This window comes from Simiduia agarivorans SA1 = DSM 21679, from assembly GCF_000305785.2.
Taxonomy (GTDB): Bacteria; Pseudomonadota; Gammaproteobacteria; order Pseudomonadales; family Cellvibrionaceae; genus Simiduia; species Simiduia agarivorans.
The window spans coordinates 506,954-526,272 of sequence record NC_018868.3 but is presented as its reverse complement, the minus strand read 5'-3'; the positions used below and the strand labels follow the sequence as shown (position 1 = coordinate 526,272).

Genomic DNA, 19,319 nt, shown 5'->3' with positions numbered 1-19,319 from the left:
CGCGAACCCGTTAAACCATTTGCTCGCCACCGCCGCCCAGCATGATTTCGCCGGCATCGGCCATGCGACGGGCAATGGTAAGAATTTCTTTCTGGGCACCTTCCACTTCAGACAATCGCACAGGTCCTTTGGCTTCCAGGTCGTCCCGCAGCAGCTCGGCGGCGCGCTTGGACATATTCTTGAAGATTTTTTCCTGCAGTCCTTCGTCGGCACCTTTGAGCGCCACAATCAATATTTCCGAACTCACCTCGCGCAGCAACGCCTGGATGCCCCGGTCGTCCACATCCTTGAGATTGTCAAACACAAACATGAGATCCTGGATCTGGGTACCAAGATCTTCATCCACTTCTTTAATGGATTCCATCAACTCGGCTTCAATACTGCTCTCGAGATTATTCATGATCTCTGCAGCAACTTTCACACCACCCATCGCTTTGGTTTGTGAGCCGGCATTACCCGAGAATTGTTTTTCGAGAATATCATTGAGTTCCTGCAGGGCGCTGGGCTGCACTGTATCTAACGACGCAACCCGCATCATAATATCCAGACGAACCTTGTCGGGGAAATAGCTCATGATTTCGGCAGCCTGATCACTGTCGAGGTAAGCCATGACAATCGCCTGAATTTGTGGGTGTTCATTGCGAATAATATCGGCCACCGAACGGGATTCCATCCATTTAAGCGTATCCAAACCAGTGGTATTGCCGCCCAGGAGAATGCGATCAATCAAGCCATTGGCTTTATCCTCGCCCAGCGCGCTGACCAGCATATTGCGGATATAGCCATCAGACCCCATGCCCAGGCCGGTCAGGGTTCTGACTTCGTCCAGAAAATTGGAAATGACCCCTTCCACTTCAAACTGCTGCACATTGTTCAGCTGGGACATCGCAGTACCCACTTTCTGAACTTCTTTGGGGCCCATATGTTTAAGCACCTGCGCCGCATCGTTCTCGCCCATGGACATGAGGAGGATTGCCGCCTGCTGAACTTTTGACATTTTCAGTTCAGGTTTTTGTTCACCCTGTGCGCCGGCCGCTTTTGGATCACTCATTCTTCATTTACCCAACGTTTAATGACTTGCGCTACGCGCCCGGGATCTTCTGCCACTAAGCCTTTGATCATATTGATCTGTTGTTCATACGATTCTTCGGGGCTGGGCAGCGCCAAACCATCACCACCGGTTAACGTCACTGTCTCATCCGATAAATTTTCGAAACCACTGAGGCCTGCGTCTTCCAAGGCGGCCATCTCACGGGCATTCTCCAGTTCTTTTGCCTTTTGGCCGGCGATTGCGAGATTTTTCAGAACCGGACGCAGTAAACCGGTAATCAGGATAACGACGATTAACAGCCCCACCAGCTGTTTCGCCAATTTCTGGAACCAGGCCTGTTCCCAGATTTCCTGAGTTTCAGGAATAAACTCTTCCACACCGTGGAATCGCGAATTAATCACATTGACGCTGTCACCGCGGGCCGCCGAGAAACCCACCGCATCCCTCACGAGAATCGCGAATCGTTCGAGCTCGGCCTCTGACCACAACTGATGCTGACTGCCACCTTCTGTAGGTACCAGTTTATCATCAACCACGACGGCAACCGTCAGACGTTTTATGGTACCTGTCTGGTGCCGTGTATAACTTAAGGTTCTATCAAGTTCGTAGTTACGGGTGGCTTGTTTACTGTTGCGCTTGGGTTGTTGAGCGCCACCTTCATTTTGTGGTCCGGCATCTTCCGGCGCTGCGCCATCGTTGGGGGGTTGATTGGTGAGCGCGCCCGGAATCCCGGCCACCATGCCTTGCCCAACGGTGGCCTCATCCATGGTTTGTTCGCTGCGCAGTGCGGGCAAATCCGGGTTGTAAACCTCGTCCGCCTGTTCAACCTGAGTGAAGTCCACTTCGGCTGCGACTTCCGCCCTGAATTTTCCTGCACCCAGTATCGGCTCGAGTATGCTGTTAATCCTGGCCACCAGGTCGCCTTCGAGCTTACGGGTATAATTGCGTTGTTTATCTGCCATCACCAGCTCTTCAGATTCTTCGCCGGTACTGAGCAAATTGCCGCGCTGATCCACTATCGTGACGTCTTCCAGTCGCAGCTCGGGAATACTTGCAGCCACGAGATTGGCCATCGCTTTCACATGTTCGGGCTTCAATTGCCGGCCGGGATAGAGTTCCACAAACACAGACGCAGTGGGTTTTCGCGCATCGCGGATAAATACCGACTGCTTGGGCAGTGCCAGGTGAACACGGGCGCTGCGCACAGCGTTAATGCTGGTAATGGTACGCGCCAGTTCACCCTCAAGACCGCGGTGATAACGCGCGCCTTCCATGAATTGACTGGTTCCCAGTGGCTGCTCCTGATCGAGCAATTCAAATCCCACGGATTTATCGCCGGGTATACCTGCCTCGGCGAGTTTCAGGCGCGCGTCATGTATCCGGTCTGCCTCTACCAATAGCGCACCGGTGCTGCCATCGACTTTAAACGCGATATCCGCCTGTTCAAGAATCTGTGCCACTTCTGATGAATCCAGTCGATCCAGGCTGCCATACAGGGGGCGATAGTCTTCGCCCTGTGTCCAGAGCACCACCGCAAATCCGATGGCAACGGAGGCGGCCAGTCCGACCATGAGGCCGGCCTGACGAATCAGATTGAGATTGTTAAAACCTTCTACCAGATCGTTCGTGGGCTTATCCCGACCGGTGCTCAGCTCATCAATATCGGTTGCTGCAGAAGCCATTTAGTCAGATCTCAGATGGGCATGTTCATGACGTCACGGTAGGCCTCAACAAGTTTGTTGCGAACCTGAACCATGGCTTGAAAGGAAACAGAGGCTTTTTGGGAGGCAATCATCACGTCGGTGATGTCGATGTTTTCGCGGCCCGTTTCATAGGCCTTTGCCAATTGATTGGCTTGCTGTTGGGTTGCATTGACCTTATCAATCGCCTGACTGAACAAGTGCGAAAAGTTGTCTGTTGACTCGGGCGCATTGATTACCTGGCCCGGTTTCAGCGCATGACTGACCTGATCCAATTCTCGGGCGCGGGTGGGCATGGTTTGCTGCTTCATAGCACGCATTTCAACCAACAAACGATTTATATCAACGCGATCCACCATAGGTACTCCGACAGTTTTTTGACTCTCAAATGGCACACCTCTAGGGTTTGCACAAATCAGGCCAAAAATTGCCGCCGGAGAATATTTGCCGCTTGAGCGCGGGACCGCGACATTGAATCAGGGGCCCCTTAAACGCAAAAAGCACCCGAAGGTGCTTTTTGTCGTGACATCAACTGCAATCAGATTTTGTAATCCATTTCCAGCTCGCGTAACTCCCGCTTGAGGCGCATTTCTTCAAGCCGGTCTTCCAGTCGTCTGCGAGGATCGGTCATGCCGGCCACCGCCTTGGTTTCAACTTCGGTGTCACCTGAGTCCATGACATAGATATCGTCGTCGGACTCGAAATTCGCTAATTCAATACCAGACATAACCTACCTCATTCATAGAAATAAAATCTGGTTATTAAACAGACCGTTTCTTTAGGAAAAGCGGCCACATTGGTTATAAGAAGCGGGCCAACTGACTATTCCCCAACCAAGGGCACTGACCTGAGCCTCTGGCGCGGAAAATAAACCCTGCGAGGCGCCCAGGTCAACAACTTTTTGACGCAACGTTTAACCTCGCAGGCTTCAGGGCCCGGTACGCCATGCAGCATCCACATCCAGACCATCTTCCTTCAGCCTGGCCACCTTATAGCGCAGCGTGCGGGCACTGATACCAAGCATTGCTGCGGTGTCCTTCCGGCTGCCGCGGGCCTTGTGCAGGGTGTCTACAATCACTTCAAACTCCCTACGCTTCAGATCGTCACCCAATAATCCATCGGTCACGGCCAAGGGCGCTGGTTCCGGCTCTTTGACCGGGGCTTTAACCCGACCCAGGCCAAATTCCAGCCCCAGATCGGCCTCGTCGATACGTTGCCCCGCTTGAAGAATCAGCGCCCGCTGCATCACATTGTCCAACTCGCGCACGTTACCCGGCCAGGCATAGGCTTGCAGCGCCCGGGCTGCAGCGGCCGTCAAACTCACCTGACGCCTACCCTGCCTGCTGGCGTGCCGGGCCAGCAATCGCTCGGCCAACGGCACAATATCTTCAACCCGCTCGCGCAAGGGTTTCCATTGCATGGGCAATACACTGAGCCGGTAGTAAAGATCCTCCCGGAAGTGGCCGGCACTGACTTCTTCAGCCATGGCCCGGTTTGAAGTGGCAATGACACGGACATCCAGCTTTATGGTTTTCCGGCCCCCCAGACGTTCGACCTCGCGCTCCTGCAGTACTCTCAACAGCTTGGCTTGTAAACCGAGCGCCATTTCAGAGATTTCATCCAGCAGCAGGGTACCGCCATTGGCCTGCTCAAACTTGCCCGGGCTGGCCGCATGGGCACCCGTATAGGCGCCCTTCTCGTGACCAAACAACACCGCCTCCAGCATGTTTTCAGGTATGGCAGCACAATTGATCGCCACAAAAGGCCCGTCCGCCCGCGGTGATCGGGTGTGGATGTAGCGCGCCAACACTTCTTTACCGGTGCCCGATTCGCCGAGTATCAACACTGTGGAATCTGACTGGGCCACCCGGTCCGCCAATTGTAGCAACGTCCGGGACTGGGGCGATTCCGCTACCGGTAGCTCGTCGTTATTGCTGTTGCGGCCCTGATGCCGGGTAACCAGTTCCACCAGCGCCTCCGGCTCAAAAGGCTTAACCAGATAGTCAACGGCGCCCTCGCGCATAGCCTGCACTGAGTCAGCAATACTGCCGTAGGCAGTCACCAGCAACACCGGTATTTGCGGATGTTGCTGGCGTACATGCCTGAGCAGGTCATGGCCGGACATAGCGCCCATGTTGATGTCGGACACAATCATGCTCACCGACTGACCGGAACCCAGCGTATGGGCTGCGGTTTCAGCACTGTCTACGGCAAGGTTGTCTATGCCGGCAATGCTCAGGGTATCGGCAATGGCTTCACGCAGGCTGGGATCATCCTCAACGATCAGCACGGGACTTTGGGCCTTATGATCAGAGCTAGGCAACACTGATGCCAGATTATTCATTGTTCTCTCCTGAAGCTGTAGCGACAGCGCATGGGGCGCTGTCCTCAATCTGAATGACAGGTAAAAGCAAGCAGGCTCTTGTACCCCGCTCTGCCATAGACCGGATAACAAAATTACCGCCGTGTGCTTTGGCCACTTGTTGCACCACCGCCAGTCCGATGCCGGTGCCCTGCGGTTTGGTGGTAACGAAGATATCGCACAAGGTCTCTGCAATTTCCTGCGGGATTCCTGGCCCCTGATCGATAACCGAAATGGCCAGGGAGCGATTCAGGAACACTTCCAGACGGATTTGTATGGGCTGCTTTTGCGGATCGGCTTGCAAGGCGTTTTCCACCAGGTTGCTCACCGCACCGACCAGTGCGTGGGTATTGATTCTGACTATTTTATCGTGCGCTTCGATATGCCAACGGCACTCTACATTCTGGTCTTTAATGGTGGCGTCGGTGGCTTCGCGCAATGCGCGGTAAAGTTGAGCCACACTGATGCAATCGGACAACACCAGGTCACCGCGGACAAAAAACAACATGTCCCTGACTTGCCGTTCCATATCAAGCAGCCTGCCACGGGTCTTTTCCGCCGAATACAATACCGCTTCAGGTTGATCGGCCCGTTTGACAATATGGCTGTTATATAACAAGGCGGCAGATAAGGGCGTGCGAATCTGGTGGGCCAGCGCAGACACCATTTTGCCAAGGGACGATAGACGCTCGTTGCGGCTCACCTCCGCCTGAAGTTTGCGGGTCTGGGTCTGGTCGGTTAACAGAATCAGTTGGCCCTCGGCCTCCAAAGAGCGGGTCGCGATCGAAAACAAGCGACCATCCAGGGTTGAAACTTCATGACCGTCATCCGCTTTGGGTGAAAAATTCCGCTCAATCACCTGCCGCCATGGACACCCCAACAAGGGACCGTTCAAAAGCTCCCTGCTGGCTGGATTGGCCTGGGAAACCTTACCCTGCGCATCGATCACCACTACCCCGCCGGGCAAAAGATTCAGCAGGGTTTCCATGCGGTTAGCCAGAATTTCCTTCTGCGCCAGTTCCTTTAGCCGTTGTTCCGAGACGGTTGTCAGTTCATTGTTTAGCTGGTTTACCCGGTCCTGAAGTGCATTGTAAGACTCTGCTAATTGTGCCGACATGGCATTAAATTGCTCGAAAGCCGAGCGCAGCCCTTCCGGGGGAATAGGTTGGCTCATGGTTTCTGCCATTGGGTTCATGAATCCTCACCGGTTAATGCGTCAAAATTTCCGCACTGTTTGCAACGTTAACCGGTTATTGCAAGGCCAATGCCAATACGGCAAAAAACTGCCGCCAAGGCCCAATTCAGACACACACAGGTTGGCTTTCCTGGCTGGGATAAGATTCTGATCTGGCAGACTGCTGATAAACCCTGCCTGTCGCGTCAGCATTTTGAACACTGCCGGGAGGTCATTGGAAGAGTCATAAAAAAAGCCGCCTGAAGGCGGCTTTAAAGGGCTAGCGGTGAACGATTAACGGTTCAAACCGTATTTACGCATTTTTTCAACCAGGGTTGTGCGACGGATTGCCAGCCGGTCTGCTGCGCGGGCCACCACGCCATTGGAATCGTCGAGTGCCTGCTGTATCAGACTGCACTCCAGATTCGTTAAATACTCTTTTAGATCGATACCGGCCTCTGGCAGCAAGGGGTTATCGCTGAGACTGACAAGGCCTGCAGGCGCCTCGGGCATTTCAATCGTTTCATCCTCTACCACATCCACATGGCGATACTTGGGCGGCAGGTCCTGAACGCCGACCACTTGCGTTGGATACATGATTGACATCCGCTCCACCAGATTGGCCAGCTCCCGCACATTACCCGCCCAGTTATGTCGGCTGAGCGATACTATGGCCTGGGAGTTAAAGCGCACCGTGCCCCGGCGTTCAACTTCCAACCGGCTGACCAGCTCGCTGATCAGGGCCGGTATATCTTCCGCCCGCTCCCGCAGTGCAGGTACTTCTATGGGGAACACATTCAACCGGTAATAGAGGTCTTCCCGGAAATTCCCCTGTTCAATCATGTCTTCAAGATTGCGATGCGTCGCCGCAATGATGCGCACATTGGTGGGCTGGCTTTTATTGCCACCAACCCGTTCAAAGCATTTTTCCTGCAGTACCCGCAGAATTTTCACCTGCATGTTAAGCGGCATGTCGCCGATTTCATCCAGAAAAAGAGTACCGCCTTCCGCCATTTCAAATCGCCCCGCGCGGGCAGTAATCGCCCCGGTAAAGGCACCCTTCTCGTGGCCGAACAGCTCACTTTCCAGTAGTTCCGCCGGAATAGCGCCGCAATTGACAGGCACAAAGGGCATGTCGCGACGGTCGGAATGGTAATGCAGGTTACGTGCAACCACTTCCTTGCCCGTGCCCGATTCGCCCGTGATCAGCACGGTTACATCCCGGTCTGCCACGCGGGTCATCATTTCGCGCATCTTTTCCATAGCGGGTGTGGACCCCACAAGACTACGGAACAAATGGGGCGCTCGGCGAAGCCCTGCGCGGGCATTCCGGCTCAGCATGGAGCGGAACCGTTGGGCCCTGTGCAGGATATCGAGCAACTGGTTATAGGTGGGATGCTCGGGCAAGGTGCCGATGATTTTGTGTTTGAGATAGGGGTTGGTATCTTCAGGCAGGTCCGCCTCCTGGGCGACCAGAACCACCGGAAGACCCTGGTCCCACTGGTGCACACGCTCTAAGCGGGATAGCAAATTGGGGGTTTGTGCGTTTTCACCCAGGAACACCGCACTGAAGCCGTGCGCCACCTTCTCCACATCAGCTTCCTGCTCCCAATGGCTGGTCTCCACACTCAGGGCTGATTCGCCCATAAAGTCCAATATGACCTTCAGATCCCGTCGGCGGTCTGGGTTGTCATCAATAACCAGAATTTTAATGGGGTCAAGCAACATGAGGATTTCCTGATAACGCTAGGGATTACTGCAATCCGTTTATTACACCGGGCGCGAAGATTCTCAATAAACCTGACCACTACCCGCCATTTTTTTGCCAGAGTCAAAACTTCTGACACTTTGAACAAAGTAATAGTCAAAACATCGTCAGGGGTCAAACTATTGGCACCCATAACGTTGGAACATTTATTTATAGATAATCGGGGAGTTACCGACTTTGGTGCATAAGGAATAAAAACGCCAAAACAGCTGGTTTAAACGCATATATAAATAGGCTTTCAAGCCGTCAGTGAACAGACTTTGGTGGAGTCAGGCGGAATCCGGGGTCATTTGCTGCCAGCCGTCTGCCAGTACCTCTAAGAGCCCCTGCACTTCTTTGCAGGTTTCACCATCAAAGGAAGCCTGAACAGTCAACAAGCGTTGGATCATATAGACGTAGAGGCTTTCAAGGCGATATGGAAGATCGCTCTCCACCTCAAAAGACAGGCTTTCCAATAAGCCATTTAATATATCGACACATTTGGCGATGGCGTTGATGCGGGCTTGTCTTTGGCCCTGAGACTCACAAGCAATAGCCCGATTCAATTCGCCAATGGCGCCCGCATAGAGTAATCCGATCAGGCGATGGGGACTCGCGCCGGTTATCTGAGCCTCCAGGCCGAGTTGGCGATAGAGTTCAGCTGACTTGGGTTTTAACATCGGACCTCCAATGCAAACCCGTAAATGCAGCCCTGTTCACGACAGGATTCATGCGCGGACCGGGCGGGACTACAGTCCGGAATTGCGGCGGGTATGCAGTTCGCTGCTGAGCACAATATCTTTGTAGAGACACACTATAGCATTCAGCTCGGCCAACAAGGAGGTTGAATCACGTTGTTCGTCTTCACTGGCGGCGTCGAGCGCATCCATTAACTCCAGGTCAAACGCCTTTATCTGATCCCAGTCCTGGGTGCTTAACGCCTGAGCAAGGGAACGACGCATCCGTGCCAGACGCATCTGTGAATGAGGAATAACTGCCATGCCGAACTCCAGTGCAAAGGTTGATCACACAGGTTATCGGCACGATTCAGATAACTTTAGTTAGCCGAGGGCGCAATCCCGTCCCAGCCGGATTTTACCTGGCTCAGCAAGGCTGATGCTTCAACCAACTTATCCTCATCGGGCGCCGTCTGTAATTGCGCCGCCACATAATCATAGAGGGCATCAAGGTTGGTTGCGATTTCACCGCCTTGCTCAAAATTAAGGCTCGCCCTCAAACCATTCAGGATACCAATGGTTTTCAGAACCAACAGATCAAAGTTTTCCTGGTCGCTGTTTTCCAGACTCCGCTTGGCCTGATGGATCCGCTCCAATGCCCCTTCAAGCAATAATGAGATGACCTGATGCGGTGAAATATCGTCACCGGCCTTCGCCATGGACACCGCCGCTTGGGTTTGTTGAACGCCCATAAAAAAATCCTCTGCGTCAAATTACCGGCATGTACCGGACTACAGAGGATTAATGCGAAGATAATGCCAAAAATCAGTGGGTGGGGGAAATTTCTTTCCAGGTGGCAGATAGCTGGGTCAACAAACCAGCCGCCTCATCGAGCTTTTCGAGGCTGGATTCACGATGGGCGGAAAGCAACAATCGTTGTATGTAGTCATACAAGGCATCAAGGTTATCGGCAATGTCTTTTCCCTGATCGGGGTCAAGTGCATCGCGTAGTCCCATGACAATATTTACTGCGTGAGAAATTTTTGCTCCGCGTATATCGATACGCCCCTGCGTTTGCGCACCCTTCGCCTGCGCAATGCGTTCAAGCGCACCGTCGTAAAGGAGTTCGATCAAGCGATGAGCATCAGCGGATTCAACCGATGTTTCGTTTTTGACTTTGGTGTATGCATTGATATTACTGCGGCCAATCATGTTGCTCACCTCTGTATCCCGGATAAAACTGCCATTAGCGGCTCTATCCATTGTATCGGCCGGCAACCGGTCAACTTTAGTCTGGCAATCGTCTTAACGCCGTTGCGCGGTAAACGGCATGTTTTCAAAGGCGCCTTCCAGGTAGTCGCGGGTATTATTGAGCTGATCGACGATGGCCTCCATGGCGGTGAACTGCGCCTGAAGGCGGGCTTGATAGGCCTCCATTCGACGATCCAGCGCATCCTGTGCATCATCAAGCTCACTCAGTTCTTTGTTGATGCCGTCTTCCCGGGTCCTGACGGGCCCTTGGCTACCAAGAAAATCCGCAACCAACATATCGAGGGTGTCGCCGATGCCGCGGCTGAAACTTACCGTCCCACTGGTAGCGCCAGGTAATATGCGCAGCTTGAGACCGTAAGCGTTGCTGCCAAATGCTGGCAACAGCACATCTGCTAAACCAAACGCCTCCTCACCATTGACTGTCCCCGCCACATTTTTGCCGTTGGTGCCGGTACCGGCCGACAGCCCCAGTTCAGCCACATCCGCGCCCACGGACGTTAACGAGACTAATGATGTAGCGCCATAAGCGTCACTGGTAATCACCAGGTGATCGGTATCAAAGCTCACCTTGACCTTATTGGCACTCAACGCTGGGTCACTGTTTATGGCCTGCTGCAAGGCCGCAGCCAGATCAGTGCCGTTGGCGTAGCTCTGCCCCGCAGGCAGGTTGATGGTACCACTCGCTTTACCATTCACCTCCAAAACCAATCCATAGTCTTTCCCGGTGGTGTCAACCGGGAAGCTGCCAATAGTAGCGCCAGTAAAATAGCCCTTTTCCGGCGCCTGGGTAATCACCACGTCATAATCACCCGCGATGGTATCGTTACCAAACCCGGTGACCTTGATCTTGTCTGCACTGGATTGGGTTACAGGCGCGAAGAGACCTTTGATTGCAGGAAAATTATCAGCGTAAGCCTTTTTAAATACAGTTTCGTCAATGGCCATGCTGCCGTCCAACTCGGTGCGTATACCAATATTGGTCAATGCATTCAGCACCCCATTGTTACCGGCCACGGGTTGTGTGATTGTATTCTTGATTTTGGTCAGCATGGATTTTGCCAATGCATCTCGTGCCAGGCTGCCATAGTCTCCCGATTCTTCGTTAAACCCAGTTAGATTCTTTGTCGCCGTCAGGAACTCGTTGTATACATCAACAAAACCACGGATAGCCTCCTCACTGGTGGCCTTATCATCAAGAATGTTGATATTCACCACCTGACCCGGCGCGTCTTTCGCTATGGTGAAAGTAAAGCCTTCTATCAGATCGGAAATCTCGTTAGTTGTGCGAGTAACGGCCAAGCCGTTCATTAACAAGTTGGCATCTCGGCCCTGCTGTTGTTGTGTCAGCTGTAAAGCCGTTTCATTGAAGGTAAAACGTGAAAGCCCGTTCGCATCATTGTTAGTGGGCGTAGTTTCATCTTCCGCCACACTGATACTCAGTTGATTATTCAAACCGGATTCCGCCTTCATCAACAGCCGGAAGCCGGATCCATCATTTACGATCGACGCCTGAACACCCATGTTGGCACCATTAATCGCGTCTCTAAGCCCTTCCAGGCTGTTGTTACTGTCATCAATGGTGATTTGCACGGAAGACTTGTTGGTATTCTGGGTAAATACCGATGGTGGCACGCCGGTATCCCAAGCACCAAAATCAAAGGTCAATACGCCTTTCCCCACTTCATCCGTCACGGCGGCAAATACGCCGGAAGATAAACTTTGAGCGCTGGCAATATTGGTAACCTCAATGCTGTAGGTACCGCTGGCGGCGCCCGCCTCTATCGCAGTGGGTATGACCACTTCACTGTCGGGGAAGGAAACGGATTTTGCGGTAAATGTTTCAGGGTTTTTCAGTGCGGCAAGCGAACTTTGCAGTGTTGATAATGCACTTTTGAACAGCCCGTAATCTGACAGACGGGTTTCGTAATTCTCACGCTTGGTATCAATCTGGCCCTGGCGTACGGATTTCTCAACAGACACCAACTGTTCAACCAGACTTTTGGTATCCACGCCCGACCCAGCACCCAGAAGATACGGAATATTCGAATCGATCATGGCAGTACCTCATAGTATTCGGTGGGCAGCCTTGGCTGCTTTACAGGTGCGACAAAGGGTGCCGAAGCACCCTGTCGTCCCTGAAGGTCATTTCCTCAGCCCTGGGCGTTAACCAAATGAAAGGGCTCTTGTTCCGCTTTCATTTTTCGTGCCAGATCAAGGAATACCTCTTCGGGTATTTGGCGAATCAGTTCACCTGTATCACGATCTACGACTTTGATCACCGTTTGATCGAGATCTTCATCTACCGCGAAGTGCAGGTCCCGCTGAACAGACTGAATATAGTCGTTCATATCGGCTACCGCTTCCCTCAAATCCACTTCAGGTTGCGGCTTTACCTCGGCTTGCGGTTTTTCGGGTTGTTCCACCGGCAATTGCTTGCCGGTTTCCCTGCTTGGTGCGCCAGCAGCCCCTTTTGATGAAGCAGACCCGGTAGCTATCGTCATAGCCACTTGTGTTGCTCTAACTTCATTCATGGGTTCACCTCTCAGCTAGTGGGCGGGGGGCTACCCCGCCCGCGCTTTGTTATGCTGCCCTGTTCCATTACTGGAGCAGTGACAGTACCTGCTGGGGTGCTGCGTTGGCCTGCGCCAGGATGGCGGTGGAGGCCTGCTGCAGTACCTGCGCACGACTCAGATTAGCGGTTTCAGCTGCAAAGTCCGCATCCTGAATACGTGACCGTGCGGCCGCGGTATTTTCGGAGGCGTTTTGCAGGTTGGCGACCGCAAAATCGAGCCGGTTGTTAATCGCACCCAGATCGGCTCGAGTGGCGTTTACTGCGTCGATGGCATTGTCCAGGCCCTGAATCGCTTGCTGAGCACCTGCTTCGGTTGAAATATCGATATTTGCAACCGAAATACCATCTTTTGCATTACCGTAAGTACCTACCTTAAGGCCCGAGTTCGCAATATTCGCAGTGGTGCCACGCTCAATCACGATTTCCTTATCCGAAACCAAGGTGAACTCGCCATTAAACGTCTGGGCACCGTTAATGAATCCGGCATGATCAGCATTAGTAAAGTTGGTTTCGATATTCCTGCCATCTTCTGCAATCAACCTGATACCACCACCGGTCAACGAACCGTTCTCACCAGTATCAATTGCCGTAACTCCAGTTTGGCCAGAGATTGCATTGATTGCCGCTACAAATGCTTGCCGGCTTCCGGACGTATCGTTTGCGACCGTTGTAAATCCGGTGATTGAAACACCATTTACAGTACCGCTGACGGCATCTGAAGCGGCATCCTGAGCCACATTGTTAACCGCGACGTTTTCCCGAACTACTGCAGTAACACCTGTCTGATCCGCAACCTTATTAATAGCTGCTGCTTTCGCAATTGCACTGGATGCATTAGAGCCGGACGACGCTGTATCATCTGAAGCTACCGAAGCTCCGATAATAACGCCGTTGATCTTCACATCACCCGCTGCCATGGCAGTGTTATTGTTGAGATCACTTGATACTTGGGCCTGCACGCCGCTAAAAGTACCTATCGAAAATCCAGCATCTTCTGTATTTCCTGTAGCACCTTGATCAATGGTTATATCACCACCATTGACAGAGCGAAGGGCCACTGTACCCGTAGTCACAGTGTTGGTAGTGGTTGCACCTGTAGACAATCCGAACGCTGCCATAGAACCAGCCGCAAAGGTTGCTGAAACAGAGATATTGCGACCATCAGCGGCGTAAAGCGTAACACCACCATTATCGTCGCCGGTGTCGATTGCCACAACGCCAGTCAAATCCGATTTTTGGTTAATTGCAGCAACCGCTATCGCGCGCCCTTCAGCAGCGGTTGTTGATGTTGTGGAGGTAAGCGTCCCGATGGAAACACCGTTGATTGTCAGCGCACCAGATACCGCAGTACCAGTAGAGGCGGCGGCACCTTGCAATGTTGTACCTTCAACTTCAGCGACCACACCAGTCAAAGAAGACTTCTCGTTTATAGCAGCTGCGATGGAAATCGCGCTGGAGGTCTTATTGACACTCGATGCCGTGTCGGCACTGGCTTTCGCAGCATCAATGGCTACGCCATTTAATACAAGATCTCCGGTGCCCAAACCATTCAAGTTTGCGGTTAAGTCGGTTTGCGAGAATGAACTCAATCCAGCTTTAGCACTTACGCCGAGCTTTTGATTGTTTACTTCGGCGATATTGACGTCAACAGTTTGAAAGGCTTGTGAGCCAATCTGTAAAGCAACATTACCCAGCGATCCATCAAGCAGCGCCTGGCCATTGAAAGAAGTGGTATCCGCAATACGCTGAACTTCCGTCTTCAGCTGCTGTACTTCCGCGTTAAGGGTCGAACGGTCGGCATCGGAATAAATGCCGTTAGCAGACTGGATCGACAACTCGCGCATACGCTGCAGAATGTTGGTAATTTCGTTCAAACCACCTTCTGCAGTCTGAATCATAGACACGCCGTCGTTGGCATTACGTACGGCCTGGTTAAGACCGCGTACCTGCGAGGTGAGTCGGTTGGAAATTGCCAGACCGGCGGCGTCGTCGGCGGCTTTGTTAATACGAAGACCGGAGGCCAAACGCTCTTGCGCGCGGGCCAGATCTGCACCGGACTTCACCAATTGCCGCTGTGCATTCAGCGATTGAACGTTGGTGTTAATGACTAAGGGCATGTTTGCCTCCTATCACAGTTCCACATGATGTTGGGACCGGTTAGATACCAGCCTGTCGTAAAGGCCCGATCACATCGAAGCACTTCTGACAGGGTTATCGACCCTGTAGCGGAAACCTTTAGCCACCCAGCGGCAATGATTTGCCGCTTTAGATTCTATATTTAACTTGTTGATTTTATTGCACAATCGCCATTATACGGGGCTGCCAACCACACTTTTCTCTTATATCAGTTTTTTATATGCAGAGGATTCTTGCTACTTACTGTTGATGTAACAAAAAACCCCGGATAGTCCGGGGTTTGTAGACGGAGGCAGTTAACGGATTACTGATTCAGCAGTTGCAGCACCTGTTGGGTTGACGCGTTGGCCTGCGCCAGCATCGCCTGCGACGCCTGTTGCAGCACCTGAGCCCGGCTGAGATTCGCTGTTTCAGCGGCAAAATCCGCATCCATAATCCGACTACGCGCAGCGGCGGTATTTTCCACCACGTTCATCAGGTTGGACGTGGTAAAGTCCAGCCGGTTGTTGATCGCACCCAGATCTGCCCTGACCGCATTAATGGTTTCCAGCGCATTGTCCACGGCTTGAATCGCTTCCTGCGCGCCTTTGAGCGTGGCTATACTCACATCCTTCAGTAACTGCCCGCTTTCTGTCGCCCCAAACGTGCCTGCACGGAAGCCAACGCCTTCCAATCCGGCAACGCCGTTGGCACCTGCTGTGATTTCAATTTGCGCACCGGACCCCAGGGTCACCGCACCGAAGGTCGTTTGCCCGAAGGCTGTACTGGCGGCAGTACCCGCGGCGTTACCCAGTCCGAAGTTCTGCGCGGCACCGGTACCACCTGCAGCACCCAGGGTAATATTACGGCCGTCTTCAGCAAACATTTCAACGCCACTGCCCGTATCGCGAGCAACCACGCCGGTCTGGCCAGAGACTTTATTGATAGCATCTACCAGCGCAACCCGGTCAGCACTGATTTCGCCCACAGACGTTACGGTGCCGATGGAAATACCATTGACTGTAAACGTCAGGGTATTACCCAAGGTTTCCGCGGTTGTCGAGGATTGACCTTTAATGGTCGTGCCCGTCACATCGGCGGTCACACCCGTGGCTTCCGCCACCCGGTTAATGGCGGCGGCAATGGCGATGGCGCTACCGGTTTTACCGACCGTGCTGGCGGTATCATCCAATGCTTTTGCGCCACCAATCTGGATGCCATTAATCACCAGATCACCGGCTTGCAGTTGGGTGGTTGCATCGTCTGCGCCTTCATGAGACGCACTGGTGGCCTGGGCCAGAACGCCGGAAAAAGTACCGGCGACAAATCCGGATTGCGGTGTCAGGCTGGTGTCGCCACCGATAACCACCTCAGCGCCATTCACGCTTTGCAAGGTCACGGAACCAATCTGCAGCGCTTCGTTCGTAGACGTAGCGGCTAGTCGCAAGCCAGTGATAGCTGGCGTTAAACCAGCGGCACTGGCGGTCAGAGAAATATTCCGGCCATCTTCTGCGACCAATTTCACACCGGTGGCATCCTCACCGGTATCGATCGCGGTTACACCGGTTTGCGCTGCTACCGCGTTAATCGCGGCGACAACCGCCGAACGCGTGGTTGCGCCATCTGCAGTGGTTGTGATCGACGCCGTGGTTACCCCGTTTATGGTGAAGGTTCCGCTGGTGCCAGCCGCTGGTGTCATGCTGGCGCCGGCCATCACCGTTGAATTAACCGTGGCCTTTACACCACTGAGATCAGACACTTTATTGATTGCAGCGGCCAGTGCAATGGCACTGGCATCGGCGTTCGAAGTGGACGCAGAATCGTCTGCAGAGCTGGTGCCGCCGATCGCGATGCCATTGACGGTGAGGTCACCCACCGTTAAGCCTTGGGCGCCTGCGGTGGGGTTATCATAGAAGCGGCTGGTATTGCTGAGCCCCGCATCCTGGGCAGCGCCCAAAGTATCGGTCGACAATTCGCCAACATTCAGGTCAATAAATTCACCTGCCTGCGCACCAACCTGCAATGTCACCTGGCCGAGGCTGCCGTTCAGAAGCTTTTGCCCGTTGAACGACGTCGTTTCAGAGATCCGATCCAGTTCCGCCTTCAGCTGTTGCACTTCCGCATCCAGCGTTTTGCGGTTACTGTCATCGTAAATCCCGTTCGACGATTGAATCGCCAGTTCTCGGATACGCTGCAGGATGTTGGTGGTTTCATCCAACGCACCTTCTGCAGTTTGTATCAGTGACACACCATCGTTGGCATTTCGTATGGCCTGGTTCAGGCCCCGAACCTGTGATGTCATCCGGTTAGAAATGGACAAGCCTGCCGCATCATCCGCAGCCGTGTTAATGCGTTTGCCCGAAGACAAGCGCTCCATGGCTTGGCTCATATCATTGCCGGACTTCACCAATTGGCGTTGTGCATTCAATGACTGCACATTGGTATTGATGACTAATGGCATCTTGCTTCTCCTGTTAACTCACAGACTATGTCGTTTCGGGATAATCCCCGAGGAAACTTAATCTGGGTTGAGCAACAGCCATGCCAACTTTCTATTCATATTGTAAGCTGTTGATTTTTAAACACTTACAAGGAATTACTCACTCATCATTTCACGGTTTATCCAGGAAACGCCCGAATCGTCCTCCGGTGTCAGAATTATGGCGGCAATTCGTTGCCGCAAAAGCGGCAACAGGCTAGCCTGTTACGTAAGGAGAGTGTCGATGAAAACCACACGCAATTTGCAATTACTGAATCAGGTCAATGAAGCCTCGGCTCAGTTGATTGGTGCGATCAATGACGGCGATTGGGTGCTGGCTCAGCAGTTGTCTACGCAAAGACAAGCCACCGCGCTACAGATCGTATTGACAGATGAAGAAGCAACAACGGCGCTGGCGGATGCGTGGGAACGTTACCGCCGACTGGAGCATGAGTTGGAAGCAGCTCTGAAAAAATACCGGCAGGCGGCCAGTGCGAAACAAAACGTCTCGACCAGTGCTAAAGCCCGGAAAAACTTAAAACACTATCAATCGCCTAAAGGCGATCAAACAGACTGAGTTGGCTGATTCGTACAAACGTGGATTGCGCCGCTTGCAGAACCAATTCTTGCTTGGATAACCGACTGGCGGCCTCGGCATAATCGAGGTCTTGCAGTTCCGACAAGACCTCTTTTCCCACCAATTCGGTATCCAAATGCAGATCCTTGGTACTGGCGATGGTATTGAAACGTGCCCCGAGACGGCTGGTGACTTCCAATAAGTTGGTTTGTGCATTGGTAAGGTTACCCAGCGTCAGATCCACTACCGATTTAAGCACCGCTTTGGATTGCGCATCTGAGCCCACGGTCTTCATTGCATCCGACAAGCGTGCCAGTGTAAGCAAGAGGTCCTGATTGTCTGCACTGTCAACAAACACCTGATCTCCGCCAATCGCCCGCTGGCCATTAACCGAAGATGTTCCCAGGCTGGTATTCAGCCCCATGACAGCATCAATATTCCCTGTGCCCCCCAAAACCGTAAAATTCACGCCAGCAGACATGCTGAATCCGGCCGCAGTCACCGTTACACCCAGATTTGCCAGCCGTGCCGCGTTGCCATTACCGGCATTATTGAGAATCGCGGCGATATCAGCCGTACTGGTCACGTTCGCATCCAGTACCAGAGTCTCCCGCCGACCATTCACTTCAACAATCAGGCTCTCGTTCGCCGGCGGCGTAAAATCAAACGGCAATGCGACCGGGGCGTCGGCCCCAAAAGGTCGCGTGGCAGGCACCGGCGGTGTTCCCGATGCTGGTTGACCGGTGATGGTGAAGCTCGCGCCCGCCACCTGAATCGATGCACCACTGATGAACGGCTGATTAGAGAGCAGTACCTTGCCCGTATCCCGCTCCGTAATGGTAAAATTTTTCGCCGCAGGCGTTACCGCCGATTCATGATTGAACGTGACGACCATATTGCCGGGGTAGAACTGATCAAACACATCCTGATCGTAAACCTGCCCGACACTTACGGTAATGGGTGGTACGCTTTTATTGGCGGCACTTACGTGTGTCCGCAATGTGGCTTCAACCGCAGCAATATCCATAAACAGGGCCTTACCGCTGTCGCTCACAGGCACTTTGACGCTCTCACTGATTTTCACCAGTTTCTGTCCTTCGTCACCCGAATAGGTAAATTGACCAGGTCCCAGCCGTTCGAACGGTTGTGTGCCACCTTTATAGCCGGCAAAGATGTAGTCGCCGTTGGCATTGCGGGTATTGACCTGATTAAGCAGCTCCTCCAGGCGCGCATCGACTTCCGCCGCCAGCGCTTTGTAATCCGAAGGCGTCAGCGTCGCTGTATTACCGGCCTGCACCGTCAGCTCCTGGACCCGCTGAATGAGTTCGAGCACACCGTTCAGCGTTGTTTCCTCAAGCTGAAGGTCGTTTTCGGCAGAATTGATATTTTTGGTAAATTGCCCGATACGCGCGATGGTGTCGTTTAACTGCATAATTTTTGTCGATGCGACCGGATCATCCGATGGCCGTAATACGCGCAGGCCGGTGGATAGCTGCTCTTGCGTTTTTACCATGGCCGAATTGGCATCGCTGATGCCCCGGTTGGCAACATTGAAAATCTCCGAGGTAGAAACACGCATTTTTTTTAGCCTCA

The 19,319-nt window shown here is 53.0% G+C and carries 17 protein-coding genes; 1 reads left to right on the top strand and 16 read right to left on the bottom strand.

What is annotated here, in order from left to right:
• Positions 1-10 precede the first annotated feature (10 nt).
• The 15 genes from fliG to M5M_RS02265 all read right to left on the bottom strand — a co-directional run bounded on the left by fliG (position 11) and on the right by M5M_RS02265 (position 17,131).
• The gene (gene fliG / locus M5M_RS02335) at positions 11-1,051 is read right to left on the bottom strand and encodes a flagellar motor switch protein FliG (RefSeq protein ID WP_024330270.1); all 1,041 of its coding nucleotides are present in this window, start codon (positions 1,049-1,051) and stop codon (positions 11-13) included.
• Positions 1,048-2,733 (bottom strand): flagellar basal-body MS-ring/collar protein FliF, encoded by a 1,686-nt coding sequence (gene fliF, locus M5M_RS02330; protein ID WP_015045858.1) that lies wholly within the window; start codon positions 2,731-2,733, stop codon positions 1,048-1,050. Before fliF ends, fliG begins: the two co-directional genes overlap by 4 nt.
• An 11-nt stretch (positions 2,734-2,744) precedes the next feature.
• On the bottom strand, positions 2,745-3,110 hold the full coding sequence (gene fliE, locus M5M_RS02325) for a flagellar hook-basal body complex protein FliE (protein WP_015045857.1): 366 nt from the start codon (positions 3,108-3,110) through the stop codon (positions 2,745-2,747).
• A gap of 179 nt (positions 3,111-3,289) precedes the next feature.
• Positions 3,290-3,478 carry a PA3496 family putative envelope integrity protein gene (locus tag M5M_RS02320; protein WP_015045856.1) on the bottom strand — a complete coding sequence of 63 codons (189 nt, stop codon included), beginning with the start codon at positions 3,476-3,478 and terminating at the stop codon, positions 3,290-3,292.
• 201 nt (positions 3,479-3,679) lie between these two features.
• Entirely contained in the window at positions 3,680-5,095 is a 1,416-nt protein-coding gene (locus M5M_RS02315) for a sigma-54-dependent transcriptional regulator (RefSeq protein ID WP_015045855.1), read from the bottom strand.
• On the bottom strand, positions 5,088-6,308 hold the full coding sequence (locus M5M_RS02310; RefSeq protein ID WP_211217002.1) for a sensor histidine kinase: 1,221 nt from the start codon (positions 6,306-6,308) through the stop codon (positions 5,088-5,090). Before M5M_RS02310 ends, M5M_RS02315 begins: the two co-directional genes overlap by 8 nt.
• Before the next feature lie 273 nt (positions 6,309-6,581).
• Complete coding sequence (locus tag M5M_RS02305) at positions 6,582-8,012, bottom strand: sigma-54 dependent transcriptional regulator (RefSeq protein ID WP_024330271.1); 1,431 nt, start codon at positions 8,010-8,012, stop codon at positions 6,582-6,584.
• Positions 8,013-8,324: 312 nt separating this feature from the next.
• Positions 8,325-8,714: a flagellar export chaperone FliS gene (fliS, locus tag M5M_RS02300; RefSeq protein ID WP_015045852.1), complete on the bottom strand. Its 390-nt coding sequence runs from the start codon at positions 8,712-8,714 to the stop codon at positions 8,325-8,327.
• Between the two features lie 69 nt (positions 8,715-8,783).
• Entirely contained in the window at positions 8,784-9,035 is a 252-nt protein-coding gene (locus tag M5M_RS02295; RefSeq protein WP_015045851.1) for a hypothetical protein, read from the bottom strand.
• Between the two features lie 56 nt (positions 9,036-9,091).
• Positions 9,092-9,463: a flagellar export chaperone FliS gene (gene fliS, locus M5M_RS02290; RefSeq protein ID WP_015045850.1), complete on the bottom strand. Its 372-nt coding sequence runs from the start codon at positions 9,461-9,463 to the stop codon at positions 9,092-9,094.
• Positions 9,464-9,536: 73 nt separating this feature from the next.
• Positions 9,537-9,923: a flagellar export chaperone FliS gene (gene fliS, locus M5M_RS02285; protein ID WP_015045849.1), complete on the bottom strand. Its 387-nt coding sequence runs from the start codon at positions 9,921-9,923 to the stop codon at positions 9,537-9,539.
• A gap of 93 nt (positions 9,924-10,016) precedes the next feature.
• A complete protein-coding gene (gene fliD, locus M5M_RS02280; protein ID WP_015045848.1) occupies positions 10,017-12,038 on the bottom strand; it encodes a flagellar filament capping protein FliD in 2,022 nt (673 codons plus the stop codon).
• A gap of 95 nt (positions 12,039-12,133) precedes the next feature.
• Positions 12,134-12,514, bottom strand: coding sequence for a flagellar protein FlaG (locus M5M_RS02275; RefSeq protein ID WP_016389175.1), 381 nt, complete (start codon positions 12,512-12,514; stop codon positions 12,134-12,136).
• Positions 12,515-12,581: 67 nt separating this feature from the next.
• Positions 12,582-14,672, bottom strand: a complete 2,091-nt coding sequence (locus M5M_RS20915; protein WP_015045846.1) for a flagellin N-terminal helical domain-containing protein — start codon at positions 14,670-14,672, stop codon at positions 12,582-12,584.
• A gap of 323 nt (positions 14,673-14,995) precedes the next feature.
• Positions 14,996-17,131, bottom strand: coding sequence for a flagellin N-terminal helical domain-containing protein (locus M5M_RS02265; RefSeq protein WP_015045845.1), 2,136 nt, complete (start codon positions 17,129-17,131; stop codon positions 14,996-14,998).
• Between the two features lie 262 nt (positions 17,132-17,393).
• On the opposite strand from M5M_RS02265, the gene M5M_RS02260 reads away from it, so the two are divergent.
• Positions 17,394-17,726 (top strand): hypothetical protein, encoded by a 333-nt coding sequence (locus M5M_RS02260; RefSeq protein ID WP_015045844.1) that lies wholly within the window; start codon positions 17,394-17,396, stop codon positions 17,724-17,726.
• On the opposite strand, the gene flgL is transcribed toward M5M_RS02260, so the two are convergent.
• On the bottom strand, positions 17,704-19,305 hold the full coding sequence (gene flgL / locus M5M_RS02255) for a flagellar hook-associated protein FlgL (RefSeq protein WP_015045843.1): 1,602 nt from the start codon (positions 19,303-19,305) through the stop codon (positions 17,704-17,706). The genes M5M_RS02260 and flgL overlap by 23 nt on opposite strands.
• Positions 19,306-19,319: the final 14 nt, after the last annotated feature.